The sequence below is a fragment of the Pseudomonas sp. CFBP 8772 genome (genome assembly GCF_014841665.1).
Classification (GTDB): Bacteria; Pseudomonadota; Gammaproteobacteria; order Pseudomonadales; family Pseudomonadaceae; genus Aquipseudomonas; species Aquipseudomonas graminis_B.
In genome coordinates, this window is the sequence record NZ_JACYUI010000001.1 from 841987 (window position 1) to 860593 (window position 18607).

General features: G+C 61.8%; 12 protein-coding genes. 5 read left to right on the forward strand and 7 right to left on the reverse strand.

From position 1 onward, the window contains the following. Positions 1 to 57: 57 nt before the first annotated feature. From IFT99_RS03640 to pgm, 3 genes are all read left to right on the forward strand, one after another. Positions 58 to 1455: an aminotransferase class I/II-fold pyridoxal phosphate-dependent enzyme gene (locus tag IFT99_RS03640; RefSeq protein ID WP_192130477.1), complete on the forward strand. Its 1398-nt coding sequence runs from the start codon at positions 58 to 60 to the stop codon at positions 1453 to 1455. Positions 1456 to 2152: 697 nt separating this feature from the next. Next, positions 2153 to 4423 (forward strand): ATP-dependent DNA helicase, encoded by a 2271-nt coding sequence (locus tag IFT99_RS03645; RefSeq protein WP_446731114.1) that lies wholly within the window; start codon positions 2153 to 2155, stop codon positions 4421 to 4423. A gap of 174 nt (positions 4424 to 4597) precedes the next feature. Next, complete coding sequence (pgm, locus tag IFT99_RS03650; protein ID WP_192130478.1) at positions 4598 to 6241, forward strand: phosphoglucomutase (alpha-D-glucose-1,6-bisphosphate-dependent); 1644 nt, start codon at positions 4598 to 4600, stop codon at positions 6239 to 6241. Between the two features lie 903 nt (positions 6242 to 7144). On the opposite strand, the gene IFT99_RS03655 is transcribed toward pgm, so the two are convergent. Then, complete coding sequence (locus IFT99_RS03655; protein ID WP_065990336.1) at positions 7145 to 7840, reverse strand: pirin family protein; 696 nt, start codon at positions 7838 to 7840, stop codon at positions 7145 to 7147. A gap of 372 nt (positions 7841 to 8212) precedes the next feature. On the opposite strand from IFT99_RS03655, the gene IFT99_RS03660 reads away from it, so the two are divergent. Then, on the forward strand, positions 8213 to 10654 hold the full coding sequence (locus tag IFT99_RS03660) for a UvrD-helicase domain-containing protein (RefSeq protein ID WP_244656891.1): 2442 nt from the start codon (positions 8213 to 8215) through the stop codon (positions 10652 to 10654). A gap of 18 nt (positions 10655 to 10672) precedes the next feature. Here IFT99_RS03660 and IFT99_RS03665 read toward each other — a convergent pair whose 3' ends face one another. After that, a complete protein-coding gene (locus tag IFT99_RS03665) occupies positions 10673 to 10936 on the reverse strand; it encodes a DUF1652 domain-containing protein (RefSeq protein WP_197985828.1) in 264 nt (87 codons plus the stop codon). A gap of 408 nt (positions 10937 to 11344) precedes the next feature. Here IFT99_RS03665 and IFT99_RS03670 point away from each other — a divergent pair, with 408 nt between their 5' ends. Continuing rightward, a complete protein-coding gene (locus tag IFT99_RS03670) occupies positions 11345 to 12970 on the forward strand; it encodes a methyl-accepting chemotaxis protein (RefSeq protein ID WP_192130480.1) in 1626 nt (541 codons plus the stop codon). 111 nt (positions 12971 to 13081) lie between these two features. Here the strand turns inward: IFT99_RS03670 and IFT99_RS03675 are convergent, their stop codons facing one another. The 5 genes from IFT99_RS03675 to IFT99_RS03695 form a co-directional block, all read right to left on the reverse strand. Beyond that, positions 13082 to 14062: a 2-hydroxyacid dehydrogenase gene (locus IFT99_RS03675; RefSeq protein WP_192130481.1), complete on the reverse strand. Its 981-nt coding sequence runs from the start codon at positions 14060 to 14062 to the stop codon at positions 13082 to 13084. Between the two features lie 14 nt (positions 14063 to 14076). Beyond that, entirely contained in the window at positions 14077 to 15393 is a 1317-nt protein-coding gene (locus IFT99_RS03680) for an MFS transporter (protein ID WP_192130482.1), read from the reverse strand. A 70-nt stretch (positions 15394 to 15463) separates the two neighbouring features. Next, positions 15464 to 16429: a sugar kinase gene (locus IFT99_RS03685; RefSeq protein WP_192130483.1), complete on the reverse strand. Its 966-nt coding sequence runs from the start codon at positions 16427 to 16429 to the stop codon at positions 15464 to 15466. Then, positions 16422 to 17243, reverse strand: a complete 822-nt coding sequence (locus IFT99_RS03690; protein WP_192130484.1) for a sugar phosphate isomerase/epimerase family protein — start codon at positions 17241 to 17243, stop codon at positions 16422 to 16424. The genes IFT99_RS03685 and IFT99_RS03690 overlap by 8 nt, the downstream gene beginning before the upstream one ends. Positions 17244 to 17348: 105 nt before the next feature. Then, positions 17349 to 18332 carry a LacI family DNA-binding transcriptional regulator gene (locus tag IFT99_RS03695; RefSeq protein WP_192130529.1) on the reverse strand — a complete coding sequence of 328 codons (984 nt, stop codon included), beginning with the start codon at positions 18330 to 18332 and terminating at the stop codon, positions 17349 to 17351. Positions 18333 to 18607: the final 275 nt, after the last annotated feature.

Here is an 18607-nt window from a genome sequence, read left to right on the forward strand (position 1 = left end):
CGGTCGACGGGGTTCTTTCTCAATGACCCTGCGCCTGACGCATGGATGGGGTGTTCGATGAATCACAACAAGACCGACTTTGCCTACCAGAGGGTGTACCGCTACCTGCTCAGGCTGACCAACGAAATGTCGTCCGGGCCGGCTGTACGTCTGCCTTCGTTGCGGCTGCTGGCGCGAAGGCTGCGCGTTTCGATTTCCACGGTGCAGAACGCCTACAGCCTGCTCGAAAAGGAAGGACGAATCTGTTCCGTGCCCAAGTCCGGCTATTTCGCGCTGCCCAATCCCAGTAACGATATGCCGCTGGAAGGCGGTGACGTGTTCACGCGTTTCCATGCCAGCGCCCGGCGCCCGGACATGTTCGTCTTCGGCGCCGATGAGCCGACGCTGTTGGTGTCCCTTCACGGCGCGCTGCTGAGCGTTGAGCGCGACCTCATGCGTCACTACCCTTGCCAGCCCGACCCGCGTTTTCAGCCCTTCGGCGATGTCGAGCTGCGCACGGCCCTGGCGGGCCACTACACCTCTTCCACCGAGCATTGCTGGCACCCGGACAACGTGTTCATCGGGCCGGACAAGACCGGCGTTCTGAAGACGGTCATTGAAGCGTTGCAACTGCGTGATTGTGCCGTGCTGGTGGAGTCGCCGTGCGGCTGGAGCATTCTGCGCACACTGCAGGCGTACGGGATTCGGGTGATTGAAGTCTGCACCGACGCGCAAGGGGGCATCGACGTCGATGAGCTGGGTGCGCTGATCCAGCAGGAAGGCGTGAAGATGGCGATTGTGTCGTCGCGGATGGACCCGGTTCGCGGGCAATTGATGCCTTTCGCCCAGCGTGCGCGGATGGCGGAGGTGTTGAACCTGCAGGGATTGTGGGTGCTGGAGAACGATACCCATGGCGGCTTGTGTTTCGAGGAGGGCCGTTCGCCGTTTCGGGATTTGATTGATCCGCAGCGGCTGCTGGTGCTGGGGGCGTTCGACAAGATGATCGGACTCGAGGCGCCGTTCGGGTATCTGTTGAGTCGGCATTCGCGGGCGCTGTTGCATCAGCAGTGGGTGTTGCGTTCGTTCCGTTTGCCGCCGGTTCGGCAGAAGGCGATTGCGCGGTTGTACGCGTCGGGGCAGCTGGATCGACACATGGGTGAGTTGCGGGGTTGTCTTGAGCGGCGGGTTGGTGAGTTGGCGAGTGGGGTGGAGCAGTATCTGGGGGATGAGGTGGCGTTTGTGCGTCCTCGGGGTGGGGCGTCGATCTGGCTGGAGAGTGTGCATCGGGTGGATACAGCGCGGGTGTTCAATCGGTTGCTGGAGCAGCGGATCGTGGTAGCGCCGGGGGAGTTGTTCAGTGTGCGGGGGTTGCATCAGCAGTGTGTGCGGGTCAGCGCGACGGTGGATTGGGATCAGAATATTGAGTCGATGCTGGTGATTATTCGTAATGCGCTGGTGCAAGAGCGGATGGGATAGGTCCCTTTCAGATCAAGATCAAGATCTAGATCAAGATCAAGGTCTTTAAGATCAAGAGCGTCTGCCTGGGGGCAGACTGTTTCGCCTTCGGCGAGTTACTTGGAAAAGCACCCCAAGTAACCAAGGGTGCTTGCTCTCGGTTTGGCCCGACTTCGTCGGGTTCCTTCACTCCGGTCTCGCTCCGTGGGCCCGCTGCCATCCGCCATCCATGGCGGGGGGCAGCTCTCGCGGCATCCATGCCGCTCGGCCCACTCCGCGAGACCTGCGTTCAGCCTGCACCCAAGTCGCGATGGGTGTCGTTTGGGCGTTTTGCGTAGGAAGATCAAGATCAAAAGCGCTGCGCAGATCAAGAGTTTCCCGGCTGAAGCCGGTCCTACGGTCGAGGTCGCCGCAAATCCCACTGTACGCATGCGATGCCTTTGTAGGACTGGCTTTAGCCGGGAAGAGGCCGGTTCATACAGCATCGATTTTGATCCTGAAACCGGCTTGGTTGATCGTTCCCACGCTCTGCGTGGGAATGTATCCCCTGGCGCTCTGCGCTGAAATCTGTCCGCCAATCCATTTCCGTTTGCCTCGACCGCATTGAGCTGTTATCTGTACGTCCGTCCAGTGTTCCGATCGACGGCCAGCCTTTTCAGTGACTTCCATTTCCAGCATTTCCCCCGATACCCGCGCAGTTTCTGTCGAGCCTGTGGCGGTGGCGGCTGTCGATCCGGAATCGGGGTATCGGGTCGCAGTGCGGGAGTTGTGTGAGTTTACGGCGAAGGCGGGGGATCTGGATTTGCGGTTTACGCCGTCGCCCACGGCGCAGGAGGGGATTGCCGGGCATCGGACGGTGGCGGCGCGGCGTGGGCCGCAGTATCAGACCGAAGTGGCGTTGAGCGGGGTGTTTCATGAGCTGAAGATTCGGGGCAGGGCGGATGGTTACGACGCTGCGCTGAACCAGCTCGAGGAGATCAAGACCTATCGCGGCGACCTGAGCAGCATGCCCGCCAACCATCGGCAGCTGCACTGGGCCCAGGCGAAGGTGTACGGCTGGCTGCTTTGCCAGCAACTGCAGTTGGCCGAGGTCAATCTGGCGCTGGTGTACTTCAACATCATCAGTGAGCAGGAAACCCTCATTCAGCAGCGTTTCACGGCGGCCGAGTTGCAGGCGTTTTTCGAAGCTCAGGCTGGAATCTTTCTGCAGTGGGCGCGGCAGGAGCTGGCCCACCGCGATGCCCGCGACCATGGGCTCAGCGCTCTGAAGTTTCCCCACGCCGATTTCCGTACCGGGCAGCGGGCGTTGGCCGAGTCGGTGTACAAGGCGGTGAGCACCGGGCGCTGTTTGATGGCCCAGGCGCCCACCGGCATTGGCAAGACCATCGGCACGGTGTTTCCGATGCTCAAGGCCGCGCCGACGCGCAAGCTGGACAAGGTGTTTTTCCTGACCGCCAAGACCCCGGGCCGCAAGCTGGCGCTGGATGCGCTGAGCGTGATTGGCCGAAGTGCGCCGGAGCTGAACCTGCGGGTGCTGGAAATGGTCGCGCGGGACAAGGCCTGCGAATACCCGGACAAGGCGTGCAACAGGGATTCATGCCCTCTCGCCAAAGGTTTTTACGACCGACTGCCGGCGGCGCGGAGCGAGGCGATGATCAAGCCGTGGCTCGATCAGGCAGGCGTGCGTGAGGTTGCGCTGGGCCATCAGGTTTGCCCGTATTACCTGAGCCAGGAGCTGGCGCGCTGGTCGGACGTGGTGATCGCCGACTACAACTACTATTTCGACCTCAGCGGCATGCTGTTCGGGCTCAGTCAGTTCAATCAGTGGCGGGTCGCGGTGCTGGTGGACGAGGCCCACAACATGGTCGAGCGGGCGCGGTCGATGTACAGCGCGACCCTGGATCAGCACAGCATGAATCAGGTGCGGCAGAGCGCGCCGGAGCCGGTGAAAAAAGCCCTGCAGCGGCTCAATCGTGACTGGAACGCCCTGCACAAAGAGCAAGTCGCGCCGTACCAGGCCTACGCCGCCACACCGGCCAAGTTTCTGAACAGCCTCAATCTGTGCATCACGGCGTTCGGCGACTACTTCAACGAGCACCCCCACGCGGCCAACGGCGAGTTGCAGAGCTTTTATTTCGAGGCGATCCAGTTCGGTCGTATTGCCGAGCTGTTCGACGAGCACTTCCTGTTCGACATCAGCAAGCGTGAGCTGGGCAGCAAATCGCTGTCCCGGCTGTGCCTGCGCAACGTTGTGCCGGCCGGTTTCGTGCGTCCGCGCCTGACCGCTGCGATCAGCGCGGTGCTGTTCTCCGCGACCCTTAATCCACGGCATTTCTACCGTGACTTGCTGGGCCTGCCCGACACCACGGCGTGGGTCGACGTCGAGTCGCCGTTTCAGCGCTCGCAGCTGGACGTGGAAATCGTCAGCCGCATTTCGACCCGCTACACCCATCGGCAGGCCTCGCTGGCGCCTATCGTCGAGCTGATGGCGCGGCAGTTCGAGGCGCGGCCGGGCAATTATCTGGCGTTTTTCAGCAGCTTCGATTACCTCCAGCAAGTCGCCGAGCTGATGGAACGCAGCCACCCTGATGTGCCGGTGTGGAAACAGTCCCGGGGTATGGCCGAGGCGGAACGGCAGGCCTTTCTCGAGCGCTTTACGCCAGCCAGTCAGGGCATCGGTTTTGCGGTGCTGGGCGGCGCGTTCGGCGAGGGCATCGACCTGCCGGGGGCGCGGTTGATCGGCGCGTTCATTGCCACCTTGGGCCTGGCGCAGATCAACCCGGTCAACGAGCAACTCAAGCAGCGGATGAGTCTGTTGTTTGGCGCCGGTTACGACTACACCTATCTCTACCCCGGCATGCAGAAAGTGGTACAGGCCGCCGGCCGGGTGATTCGGGGTCTGGACGATCGCGGCGTGGTGGTGCTGATCGACGATCGCTTCGCCGAGCGCAAGATTCAGCAGCTGTTGCCGGCGTGGTGGCAACTCTGATCAGCGTCTGTTAATTGTCTCAGGACGTTACGGATCAATAGCCGAGCGCCACGGTCCAACTGCCAGTAAACTGCCGCGCTAATGGCGTTTCAGGCGGCGGTTAAGGTTGCTTTCCGCCTCGTCGGGACCTTTTCTTTTTGTCATTTCCCTATTTTTCATCCACGGAGGTTTCGCATGAGTATCAGTCCATTCGCGGGCAAATTGGCGCCTGCAGAATTGCTGGTCGATCTTCCTCGTCTGGTGACGGCCTATTACACCGGCCAGCCCGATGCGTCGGTGGCGACCCAGCGTGTTGCCTTCGGTACCTCCGGGCACCGCGGCAGCTCTTTCGAATTGAGCTTCAACGAGTGGCACGTGCTGGCCATCAGTCAGGCGATCTGCCTGTACCGCAAGGCTAACGGCATTGATGGCCCACTGTTCCTCGGCGCCGACACCCACGCCCTGTCGACCCCGGCGGCCGCTTCGGCGTTGGAAGTGCTGGCGGCCAACGGTGTCAACGTGATGATTTCCGAGGGCGACGAATACACCCCGACGCCGGCGATTTCCCACGCCATCATCTGCTACAACCGCGGGCGCACGACCGGTCTGGCCGACGGCATCGTCATCACCCCTTCGCACAACCCGCCGGAAAGCGGCGGCTTCAAGTACAACCCCACCAACGGCGGCCCGGCTGACTCGCACATCACCAAGTGGATCGAGAACAAAGCCAACGAATTGCTGGCCGAGCGCATCGTCAACGTCCAGCGCATCACCCACGAAAAAGCCCTGCGCGCCGACACCACCCATCGCCACGACTACATCAACACCTACGTGGCTGACCTGAAAAACGTCATCGACATGGACGCCATTCGTGGCGCCAACCTGCACTTGGGCGTTGATCCCCTGGGTGGCGCGGGCGTGCGTTACTGGTCGGCGATCGGTGAGCATTACGGCCTGAATCTGGACGTGGTGAACAAATTCGTTGATCCGACCTTCCGCTTCATGAGCGTGGACTGGGACGGCAAGATCCGCATGGACCCTTCGTCCAATTTCGCTATGCAAAGCCTGATCGGCCTGAAGGACCGCTTCCAGGTGGCCTTCGCCTGCGACCCGGACCATGACCGCCACGGCATCGTGACGCCGACCGGTGGCTTGCTGGCGCCGAACAATTACCTGGCGGTGTCCATCGATTACCTGTTCCAGAACCGTCCCGATTGGCGCGAAGACGCGGCCGTCGGCAAGACCGTGGTCAGCAGCGGGATGATTGATCGCGTGACCCAGCGTCTGGGCCGCCGCCTGTATGAAGTGCCTGTGGGCTTCAAGTTCTTTGCCGAAGGTTTGTACGAGGGTTCGCTGGGCTTTGGCGGTGAAGAAAGCGCCGGTGCGTCGTTCCTGCGCCGCGACGGGACGGTCTGGACGACGGACAAGGACGGTTTGATTCCGGCATTGCTGGCCGCGGAAATCCGCGCGCGCAAAGGGCGCGATCCGAGCGAGATGTACAAGGCGTTGACCGATGAGTTGGGCGAGCCGGTCTCGACCCGCGTTGAGGCGAAGGCGAACTTCGAGCAGAAGGCGCTGTTGAGCAAGCTGTCGCCGGAGCAGGTGACATCGACGGAGCTGGCGGGGGAGAAGATCGAAAGCATCCTGAGCAAGGCGCCGGGCAATGATCAGGCGATCGGTGGCCTGAAGGTCATTACCGAGAATGGCTGGTTTGCTGCGCGGCCGTCGGGGACTGAGGATATTTACAAGATCTATGCCGAGAGCTTCAAGGGCGAGGATCACCTCAAGCGTCTGGTGGCTGAGGCGCAAGTGCTCGTTGACGGCGCTATAGCGCCTTGAAAGTGTGTAGGGGACTGATTTATTTACAGCGCTCCACCGTAAATTAATCTGTCCCCGGTTAAACCTGCGCTGTGGCGTACGAAGATCAAGAGCGTCTGCCTAAGGGCAGACGTTTCGCCTTCGGCGAGTTACTTGATAAAGCCCCAAGTAACCAAGGGCTAGTGCTCCCGGTTGGGCTCCTCCTTCGTCGGAGTTCCCTCACTCCGACGACGCTCCGTGGGGCCGCGCCGAACGGACATCCATGTCCTGACGGCGCTCTCGCGGCATCCATGCCGCTCGGCCCACTGCGCGCCGTCTGCGTTCGGCCTGCACCCAAGTCGCGATTTGTGGTGTTTGAGCCATCGCGGAAGAAGATCAAATCAAGATCAAGTGCAGATCAAAAGCTTCCCGGCTAAAGCCGGTCCTACAGTCCGCGCCAACTCAATCGATTGCACGCGTTGCTTTGTTGATCGTGCCCACGCTCCGCGTTGGCATGCATCTCGGGACGCTCCGCGTCCATTCCCGGCTAAAGCCGGTCCCACTGAATGCACGCGGTGTCCTGTAGGACCGGCTTCAGCCGGGAAGCTTTTGACCTGCATCTGCCCTTGATCTGCTCTTGATCTTCTTACACAAAAATCCCAAACACCGCCAATCGCGACTTTGGTGCAGGCTGAACGGAGGTCTCGCGGAGTGGGCCGAGCGGCATGGATGCCGCGAGAGCCGCCCCCCGCCATGGATGGCGGATGGCGGCGGGCCCACGGAGCGAGACCGGAGTGAGGGAACCCCGAGGAACGAGGGGCCCAACCAGGAGCAAGCACCCTTGGTTACTTGGGGTGCTTTTCCAAGTAACTCGCCGAAGGCGAAACGTCTGCCCCTAGGCAGACGCCCTTGATCTTAAAGACCTTGATCTTGATCTACCGCTTTTCAAGCCACATCCACGAGGACGATTTCGCTGTCTTCGAGGGCCGTCACCCGCAACACACGCTCATCCTCAACCGCCACACCATCTCGCGCTTCGGCACGAAGGCCGTTGACCTCAATAATACCCGTCGCAGGCACCAGATAAGCCCGGCGGCCAGCATCCAGCACATACTCAGCCGACTCCCCGGCCTTCAGATTCGCCGCCACCAACCGGGCATTGGCCCGAATCCGCAGCTCGATATCATCATCCGCCTTGCCGCTCGCCAGCGTCACAAAACCTTCGCGATCGCCTTTCGGGAATGGCTTGGCGCCCCAGGACGGCGGAGCACCGACCTCGTCCGGCATGATCCAGATCTGGAAAATCCGCGTCTCCTTCGACTCCAGATTGTATTCACTGTGCGCCACCCCCGTGCCGGCACTCATCACCTGCACATCACCCGCTTCGGTACGGCCACGGTTGCCCAGGCTGTCCTCGTGAGTAATGGCGCCCTCACGCACATACGTGATGATCTCCATGTCCCGGTGCGGGTGACGCGGGAAGCCCGTGCCGGCTTCGATCACATCATCGTTCCACACCCGCAGCTGGCCCCAGTTCATGCGGCTCTCGTCGTAGTAACTGGCGAACGAAAAATGGTGATGGGCGTTCAGCCAGCCGTGGTCGGCGCCGCCAAGGGATTTGAAAGGTCGAAGTTGCAGCATGATCACTTCCTCCGTAGCAGGGCCGGGCCTGTGGCAGGGCGCCGCTGGTGATGACTTGTCAGTCGATGGGGCCATGATCTATCAGCTAATTATCGATAAAAAGCGTAAGTTCTGCATGAATGCAATCGGTTAATTAGATATTTGGCCGTTCTTACACGCTATAAACCCGCTGCCCTTTATCGGCTAACTCCCTGACGGCAAAGCATTTCACTGGTTCTGAAAGACGAATGGGGCGACCATAGGCGCCCTGTCGATAACCCGATACCCGGAGCCCGCGTGCCGCACGATTTTTCCGCCGAGCTACCCAACGAGCCCAACTCACTGCCGCCTGACCTCAACACCCCCGAACGCCTGCCGTTCTTCAAACGGCTCATGGCCCGCCTGATGGGCGGCGGCCTTTCGCGCATGCAGGCGCAGCACTTGCCGTCGTGGCACCAGGGCCACGCCGATGGCTACCTCAACGGCCATGCCGAGGGCATGAACGAGGGTTACGCCGAGGGGCATCTGGATGGCATCGAAGAAGGCCGGCAGGTGCTGGTGATTCGCGACACCCGGCCCCTTGAGCACCGCGGTCCGCGAGTTGACGATCACCTGTTCGACGACTGGCGCCTGCCACTGACCAACGAGTTGAAAAAGCGCATCAAAGCTGACGTCGCCGAGAAGCTGCCCGCTCACGCGCAACCGACCGCCGCCCAGTGGAAGATGATTTTCAGCGACACGCCGTCGACCTACGTGATTGCCGGTGCCGGGGCAGGCAAATCGACCTCGCTGGTGTTGCGCGTGCTGCTGCTCAATCACTACCTGGGCTTCGAGCTGGACGCCATGACCGTGGTCACCTTCACCCGCGAGTCGCGCAAGGATTTCATCCACAAACTCATCGAGATCATGGCGCTGTGGGGCCATGACCTGAGCCTGCGTCAGGCCCGCGAGGTGGTGCGCACGTTCCATTCGCGCATCCTGCCGCTGGTGCGCAGCCTGCCGGGTTTCGAGCAGTTGCAGGCCTTCGAGAACCTCAGCAGCCAGTCCGGCCAGCTCTTCGACGACAGCGCCGACAGCAACCCATTCGACCTGCGTATTAATGACGCCCAGCGCCAGCAGTTGAACCTGTGTTACCGCGATCTGTACGCCGCCAATTCACGCTTTCGTGACGTCATGGCGCCCCTGTACCGGCAGTCCCTGCAACTCAAGGAGCTGGACCGCGATCACCCGGACGTGCAGAAGCGCATCACCGTGATGGGCCTGTCGTCCAAGCGCGACGAGGAACTGTGCGACGTCATCGAAGACCTGTGGATTCGCGCTGGCGCCTGGCCGATTCAGGGCGTCGAGCCGATGCGCCAGACCGTCGAAGTCAGCGGCCTGACCTTTCACGTCCACGGTTATGCCGCCGAGCTGGATGCCTGGATCGTCCTTGGCTTCGACCCCAGCGAAGACCAGCACCTGCGCCGCCCGGACGCCAAGCTGCCGGTGTGGGCCGAGTGGGTGATCAAGCGCACGCTGTTTCAGGCGTTTTGCCGCAAGCCGGTCATCTGGCTGGAAAACTACCAGGCCTCGCGGGGCATGATGCAGTCGTTGTCCGGCGCGGCCGTGGCGGGGCCGGGCTTCGATTACAAGGTCAAAGGCGAGCTGAGCGCGGCGCCGCTGCTGGACTGTTTTGTCGCCGCTGCCAGCTTCATCGAGAACCTCGGGCTGGACGTGCCGGACGCCGTGGCGCAGATGAGCTTCTCGGATCAGGACCCCGACCGGTTTTTCTTCGAGGCGCTCAGCCTGTTCTGGAAGGCCTTCGAGAATCACCTGCTGGATCAATCGCCGCCGGTAATGACCTACAACCGGATGTTCTCGCTGTTCGGTGAAAACTCGCCCGAAAACCTCAAGCTGGTCAGCGACGCGGGGCTGCGACCGCTGTCGCATTTGATGATCGATGAGTTCCAGGATGTCTCGCCGCAGATCGTCTCGTGGATCCGCGCCAGCCTGCGCGAGATCCGCAGTCGTGGCCCGGCGCTGCATGTCGGGCGTGGCGCCCAGCGTTCATCGCTGCTGTGCGTGGGCGATGACTGGCAATCGATCTACGGCTGGCGCGGCAGTTCGCCGAAATTCTTCATGGAGTTTGCCAAGGAGTTTTCCTCCCCCGCGACCACCAAGGTCATGCTCAGCGACAACTTCCGCAGCCACCAGCACATCATCGACGCGGCTGAACACATCGTACGCGCCGCACCGGCCATCAGCGGCAAGAAGGCCCGCGCCAGCGGCGCCGAGCAGGCGCTGCTGCCGGTGACCGTACTGGACCGCGACGATGACCGGCTGCTCGCCAGCCTGACGGAACATTACAATGCCGGCGACTCGGTGCTGCTGCTGTACCGCAAAGGCAGTGAACGCAGCCGCTTGCCGGAAGCTTTGCAGGCCCTCGCCGATGCCGATTACCGGTTGCCGCCCCAGGAACGTCGCCTGAAGCAACTGACCTACCACAGCGCCAAGGGCTTGCAGGCCGACGCCGTGTTTCTGCTCGGCGATTGTCAGCATCTGACGCAGTCGCCGTACAAGAATCAGGTCTATCAGCTGGCGGGTCTGGGCCGGGAAGGGGATCTGGAAGCGTTCGACAACGCGCAGAAAGATGAAGTGTTGCGTCTGGCCTATGTCGCCATCACCCGCGCGGTTCGTCACTGCTACTGGTTTATCGACGCCGCGGGTAACGACGATGCAAACATCCCGCGCGCGTCGGCGCGGGTTGCAGGGGACAAGCCGTTTTTCGATGATCGCCGAGGCGCTGCTTCACTCAGCACTTCGTTGAGCACGTCACTCGGCACTTCAGTCGAATAGAGCATGACGCCCAGGCCTTCAGGCCCGATTGAGGTACAGCGAGCGTCTCGGAATGAAGGTTTCGATCTCCACTTCGATGGCCTCGATGATGCGCTCGACATCCGTCGCATTCATCACGGTGGCGCAGGGGATGGCGGCGATGGCGATCACCGTCTCGCCGCTGGCCCTGTCGAACAGGCGGGCCACCATACTGCCGGGTGCATCCATGTTGGCTTCGAAGCCCACCGGATGAAAATGCCAGCGCATCAGCTGGCAGGCGTTCGGGAACGTGACTTTGTTCATGGACCCACCTCGTTCAATCGAGCACTTCACAAGCTCCGCAGGGTAGGAAAACGGCAGGTCTGTCCAGGCTTCGGTAGCGATCGACACGTCGCTTGGCCAAGCCCGGCACCCAGACCAAGGGTCAGGTAAAGGTAGCACCGCGTTTAGACCGTGTCGGTAAATAAATCCCGGCCGATGGGAAATTTCATCTTTAGTTGATCTTTGTCATGTGACGCTTATATCCAGGCGCATGTTTAAACAAAGGCTGAATCGTTATAGCTATCTAAAAACTCTCGTACAAAGTTGGCTACCATAAATATATCTCTCTAAACGTTTAAAGCCTTCGCATGAAAGTTAAGGGGCTGCCGATAACAGGACGAGTGACAATAAAAGACGCCATGCAGTATCAGCCTTCCAGAGAGATCATCCATGTCGATAAGAAACATGAACATTGCGCCTCGCGCATTCCTGGGATTCGCTTTCATTGCCGCGCTGGTCATTGGCTTGAGCGTTTTCTCGGTCCACCGGATGGCGCAGATTCGCCAGGCCACCATTGACATGGAGTCCAACCAACTGCCGAGTATCGGCCATTTAACCGGGATGCTGGAGAACAGCCTGCGCTTGCGCATCACCTCGTTTCGCACGCTGGTCAACCGGGAACCGGCGTCGCTGCGTGAAACCGATGCACGGATCGCTGAACTGATCGGTAAGTTGCAGGCTGCCAAAAAAGCCTACGCCGCACTGCCGGCCGAGGCGGATGAGCTGGCGCTTTACAACCAGTTTGAAGCCACGCTGGCGACGTTCCTTGGCATTCAGGCCAACGTGCTGGATTTGTCCCATCAAGACAAGGTTGATGACATGCGCGCGTTGATCAACACCCGCATGAAGGAAGCCACTGATCTCATGGGTGCGCAGATCAATCAGTTGATCGCCATCAACACGAAGAGCGCCACGGAAGCGGGAGAGATTTCCAGACAGGAATATGAAAGCGCCAACCTGAGCATGATTGCGGTGTCAGCGGTCGCCGTCCTGCTCACCATCCTGTTGGCGTGGGTGCTCACCCGAAGTATCGTCAACCCGATGAGCCGAGCGGTTCGTGCCGCAGAAGAAATTTCATCGGGCGATCTGACCCGGTCCATCGAAGTCGACGGCAAGGACGAAGCGACCCTGCTGTTGCGCGCCCTGGCAACGATGCAGCGCAATCTGCGCCAGACCATCGAGCTGATTTCCGGCTCGTCCACGCAACTGGCCTCGGCGGCCGAGGAACTGAGCGCGGTGACAGAAGAGTCCTCGCGCGGTTTGCAACAGCAGAACAACGAGATCGAGCAGGCGGCAACGGCGGTCAACGAGATGACGGCCGCCGTCGAGGAGGTCGCGCGCAACGCGGTGTCGACGTCCGAAGCGTCACAGCAGTCCAACCAGACCGCGCGTCAGGGCCGTGAACGGGTCATCGAGACGGTTAGGTCAATTCAGGATATGGCCCAGCAGATCCAGGCCACTTCCGGGCTGGTCGAAGGCCTGGCTGCCCAGGGGCGTGACATCGGCAAGGTGCTGGACGTGATTCGCTCGATTGCCGAGCAGACCAACCTGCTGGCCCTCAACGCGGCCATCGAGGCCGCGCGTGCGGGGGAGGCGGGTCGCGGGTTTGCCGTGGTCGCCGACGAAGTCCGCGCGCTGGCCCACCGCACCGCGCAATCGACCACGGAAATCGAACAGATGGTCGCCGGCATTCAGACCCGCACCGGCGACGCCGTGCAATCCATGTCGCGCAACACCGAGAGCACCCGCACCACGCTCAGCCTGGCCAGTTCGGCAGGTGATGCACTTGAGCTGATCACCGAAGCCATTGCGCAGATCAATGAACGCAACCTGGTGATCGCCAGCGCCTCGGAAGAACAGGCGCAGGTGTCGAGGGAAGTCGACCGCAATCTGGTCAACATCCGCGACCTCGCCGCGCAGACGGCGGCCGGCGCGAACCAGACCAGCGCGGCCAGCCATGAACTGTCACGACTGGCGGTGGACCTGAAAGCAATGGTGGCGAAGTTTGTGGTCTAAGCGGCTGATTTGGTGAGGGTCACAGGTCTCAAGGACTGGCGGAATCGAGTGGGAGCGAGCTTGCTCGACGGGCTGAGTTCGCGAGCATTACCTGATCCCACCGGGTAGATGTCAGCCATGCCACGCAGCAGGATTGACCAGATCCTTCGGTCGCTCGCCTGCCAGGGCCGCCAGCAGGTTGTCCACGGCACAGCGGGCCATGGCCTCGCGGGTTTCGTGGGTCGCCGAGCCCATGTGGGGGGTTGCCACCACGTTGTCCATCCTCAGTAGCGGCGAGTCCGGGCTCACGGGCTCCTGTTCAAAGACGTCCAGACCTGCCGCGCGGATCTGGCCGTTGTGCAGCGCGGCAATCAGCGCCGGCTCCTCCACCACTTTGCCCCGGGCGATGTTGATGAAGATCGTCTCCGGGCGCATCTGCGCAAATTGTTCCGTGCCAATCAGTCCCTCGGTTTCAGCGGTCAGCGGCACGGTCAGGCAGACAAAATCAGCTTCGCGCAACAGGTCCTCCAGGCTGCGATAGCGGGCCTCAAAGCGCGCTTCCACCGCCGGCTTCGGTGAGTGGCTGTGATAGATCACCGGCATCGCGAAACCGAAATGACCCCGTTGCGCGACCGCTTCGCCAATCCGGCCCATACCGATGATCCCCAACGTCTTGCCATGCACATCGGAACCAAAATGCTTCGGCCCGATGTTCTGCTTCCACTGGCCATCGCGAACCATATTCGCCAGCTCCACCACCCGACGGGCCGTGGCCATGATCAGCGCGAAACCGGTGTCGGCGGTGGTTTCGGTCAGCACATCCGGCGTGTTGGTGAGCAGAATGCCGCGCCGGGTCAGGTACTCGATATCGTAATTGTCGACGCCCACCGAGACGCTGGACACCGCCTTGAGCTTCGGCGCCAGGTCCAGCAGCTCGGCATCCAGCCTCACGCTCGCGCCCAGCAGGGCATCGGCGCGGGGCAGGGCGTCGCGCAGGCGGGCCAGGCCGTCGCTGGATTTCGGATCGTCGATCAGCGTGACCTCGGCCTGGGCTTGCAGGCGCTCCATCAAAGGCGCCGAGAGTTTTTTGTACAGCACAACATGGTGAGTCATCGAAGGGCTCCGGATCAGGAATGGGCAGGCGCGGGACCAACGCCGGGCTTGTCGCTCAGCGGGCGGGGCTTGCTGTCCGGCTTGAGCAGCAGCGTCAGCACCACCGACACCAGCAGCGCGCCGCTCATGAACAGGTACGACGCGCTCAAGGTGCCGGTGACGCCGTTGAGGTAGCCGACGAGGTAGGAACCGGCGAAGGAACCCAGCGCGCCGAGGCTGTTGATCAAGGCCATGGCGCCGCCCGCGACGTTGGCCGGGAGGATTTCCGGGACGATGGCGAAGAACGGACCGTAGGGCGCGTACATGCAGGCACCGGCAATGACCAGCAGCGAGTACGACCACCAGAAATGCTCGGTGCCCAGCGCATACGAGCCGTAGAACGCAACGGCGGCCAGCAGCAGCGGCGGCCAGACAAACGCTTTGCGCTTCTGGGTTTTATCGGACGCCCACGACACCAGCACCATGCCGATCACCGCCGCCAGATACGGCAAGGCAGAAAGCCAGCCGGCTTCAACCATGTCCATCTGCATGCCTTTCTTGATGATCGTCGGCAGCCACAGCACGAAGCCATAAACGCCGATGCTCCAGCAGAAATACTGCGCGGCCAGCAGCAGCACGCGTGGCGAGCGGAAGGCTTCGGCGTAGTTTTTTACTGGCTTGATGCCGACCTGTTCGGCGTCGAGGCGCGCTTGCAGTTCGGTCTTTTCTTCAGCGGTCAGCCACTTGGCCTGGGCCGGACGCTCGTCCACCAGACGCCACCAGATAAACGCCCAGATCAACGCCGGCAGGCCTTCAACGATGAACATCCAGCGCCAGCTGAAGTGCGCCACCAGATAGCCGGACACCACCGACATCCACAGCATCGTCACCGGGTTGCCGAGAATCAGCACGGTGTTGGCCCGCGAGCGTTCGGCCTTGGTGAACCAGTAGCAGAGGTAGACCAGCATCGCCGGCATGACGGCCGCTTCGACCACACCGAGCATGAAGCGGATGCCGATCAGCATGTAGGCGTTGGAGACGATGCCGGTCAGGGTGGCCAGGCCGCCCCACAGAATCAGGCTGACGAAGATGAGTTTCTTGACGCTTTTCTTCTGCGCATAGATGGCGCCGGGCACCTGGAAGAAGAAGTAACCGAGGAAAAACAACGCACCCAGCAGGGACGACATGCCCGGCGTGATGTGCAGGTCTTCGGCCATCCCCGAAGCAGCGGCAAAGCCATAGTTGGCGCGGTCCAGGTACGCCAGGCTGTAGGTGATGAAGACGATGGGCATGATCAATAGCCAGCGACGTTTGAGGCCGGCGTGTTTCACGGATTCGAGCAGCTTGTCCATTTCAGGCTCCCTGAGCATGTTGTTTTTGTCGCAGCAGGTGATGAAGATTCGGTGTGTGTAAACGCGAGGGTCAGGCGCTCTGTCGTCGCGCGCCTGCCGAGACGTTGGCCGCATCGAGGGCGGCGCGGGAGGGCAGGCCTTCCATGTCGCCACGGCTTTGCACGGCCTGGCTGCCGACCCAGTTGCCCCGGGCAGTGGCCTGTTCGAAGCCGAGGTTTTCCAGCAGCGCGCTGATCACGCCGACGGCAAAACCGTCGCCTGCGCCCACGGTGTCGACCACCTTTGGCACCGGCACGCCGGGCAGGAACGCCTCATTGAGTTGGGTTCGGTAATACGCACCCTTGGCGCCGAGTTTGATGATCACCGCCTCGACGCCCATGTCCAGGTAGAAACGGGCGATGTCCGCCGGGGTGTCGAAACCGGTGAGCAATTCACCCTCGGCCAGCCCCGGCATGACCCAGTGCGCGTGGCTGGCAAGGTGGTTGACTTCGCGGATCATCGTCGCCTGGCTCGACCACAGCGAAGGCCGCAGATTGGGGTCGAACGACACGCTGCGGCCGGCCTCGCGCATTTGCGTCATCAGCACGTGGGAAAGCTCCCGACAGGTGTCGGACAGCGCCGCCGGGATGCCCGTGGCGTGCAGATGCCGGGCCTTGAGCAGCTCGGGGACGATGTCGTTGACCGACAAATGGCTGGCCGCCGAGCCGCGACGGAAGTACTCGACCACAGGGTCGGCGCCTTCCAGCTCCAGGGATTTGAACTGAAAGCCGGTGGGGTGCGCGGCGTCCACGGTGACGTGGCCGCAATCGACGCCTTCCTGTTGCAGGCTGTCGGTGACGAAGCGGCCCATGGAATCGTTGCCGACCCGGCTTAGCCACGCCACTTTGAAGCCCAGTCGGGACAGCCCGATCGCCACATTGCTGTCGGCGCCGGCGATGCGTTTCTCGAAGTGGCGAACCTGCGCCAAGTCACCGGTTTGCTCGGCCACCAGCATGGTCATGGTCTCACCGAACGAGAGAATATCGATCTCAGACATGGCTCAGCGCCTCCGTTTCCTTCGCGTTGGAGTGAGTGGGCTGCGACTGGCCAAGGCGGGCGAGCAGGGCAACCTGTTCGCGTGTCACCTGCAGCAGGTCATCGCCTTGCAGCGGGTATTCGACGGCGCGGGGCAGGTTTACCGGCATGTGCTGGATGAGCTGTTCCCACTCTTGCAGATCGGCCGGCGCTGGCGGTACGGCGATGAGCTTGGCTGCCCCGTTCCGGGTGATTGCCTTGCAGTGCAGGTACTCGACGTAACGCCCCAGCTGCTGTGCGGCGTCGCGGGCGGACTGTTCCTGCCAGCGCCAGTTGCCGATGTCGAAGGTCATGCCGATGGGCATTTGCAGCGCGGTGAGCTGCGCGAAGAACCGAACGAAGGGCTCGATGCGGCCACCTTGCTCGGTCTGATCGTTTTCCACCAGCAAGTGAACGTCATAGGGTGCAAGACGATCGGCCAGCGCCGCCACGTCGCAGTGCTCGCCAAAATGCCCCAGCGATACTTTGAGCCAGAACGCACCGCACGCCGTGGCGCGTTCGAGGGTCGGGATGAGTTCTTGGTTCGGCTGACTGTCGCCTTCGAGCCACAGCTCAAGGGGAGCGGAGTACAGGCATTCCAGGCCTTGAGTCTGGATGGCGCGGGCGAGGGCAGGGAGGTCTTGGTCGTCGACGCTGGGGCTGAACAGCTCTTCCCGCAGCTCGATGCGCGTGACGCCAGCGTTGACCAGCAACGGGATGAAACTGGCCTGGCCTTGGCCGCGTACATGATCGGCACCGAAGGCGCCGAGGCTGATGGCAACGGATGGTAGGGTCATTATTATTGTCCTCTGAAACCGGTTACATTTTTGTTCGAACGAGCGAACCGAGTAAAAGTTCGCGTCGGCGTGCAGGGGTTGACCTGCGGTATCTGTTTGGGTCGGTCAGGTCTGTCGTCGGGTCGAGCCGCGGGCGATCAACTGTGCAGGGAAGTCGTACAGCCGCACCGGCTCCTGGTCGCCACGCAGTCGGTTCAGCAGGCACTCGAAGGCGGTAATGCCCATTTCGTGGGTGGGCTGCGCCAGGGAGGTGATGCCGCTGCCGACGAGTGGGTACCAGTCCAGCTCGTCGAGTGCGATCACGCCGATGTCGTTGAACAGGTGGCAGCCCAGCTCATGCAACTGGCGGGTGGTGATCAAAGTGGCGACGCCGTTGGCAGTGAACAGGGCCTTGGGGCCGGGGCCTTGCTGCGCGAGGAAGTCGCGCAACCGGTCGCGCAGTGGTTCGCCGGTTTCGCAGACCTGTCCACGCATGCCGGCGCGCTGAGTGGTTTGGTGTTTGAAGGCGTCGACCCGCTCGATCCGCGAACTGGTGCCGTCCTGGGGTTCGGTGACCATGAGTACGTCGCGGTATCCGGCGTCATGCAGATGATCCAGCGCTTGCCGGACTGCCGCGACGTTGTCGAGGCCGACGAGATCGCTGTGCAGTTCATCGACTTTGCGGTCCACCAGCACCATCGGCAGTTCGCGGTGCAGTTCGCGCAGTTCGTCGAGGTGATGGCCGAGGGTGTTCACGATCAGGCCTTCGATATTGTAGGAGCGCAGTGCCGCGAGGTGCAGGCGTTCCTGTTCGTCGTCGCGGTCGGTGTTGCACACGACGAGGCTGTAGCCGTGCTTGCGGCAGGCGGTTTCGACGCCGTGCATGACGGCGATGGAGTAGGGGTTGCGGATGTCGGCGACGAGCATGCCGATCAGGCGGGTGCGGCCGCGTTTGAGGCCGCGGGCCATTTGGTTGGGGCGATAGCCGAGGGTGTCGATGGCCTGTTCGATGCGTTTGGCGATGGCGTCGGACAGCAGTTGGCGGTCATCGCCGATGAAGCGCGAGACGCTGGCCTTGGAGACGCCGGCGAGGTCGGCGACGTCGTTCATGGTGACGCGGGTGCGCGTCGGGGTAGAGATGCTGTTCACGGCCTGGACCTTATTGGATTTATCAGCAGGCTTAATGGGGAGAGCTCTTTGGCTCTGAAACCGGTTTCAGGAGACACCAGATTCGGGGTTGGCGTCAATACGCTGTTAAAGGCATCTGCCTAACGGCAGATCGTTTCGCCTTCGGCGACTTACTTTTGAAAAGCCCTCCATGTCAGGATAGTTGTCGCCTCTTCATAGCTGGAGGGCGTAGGACTATCAAATGAAACAACGTCGCT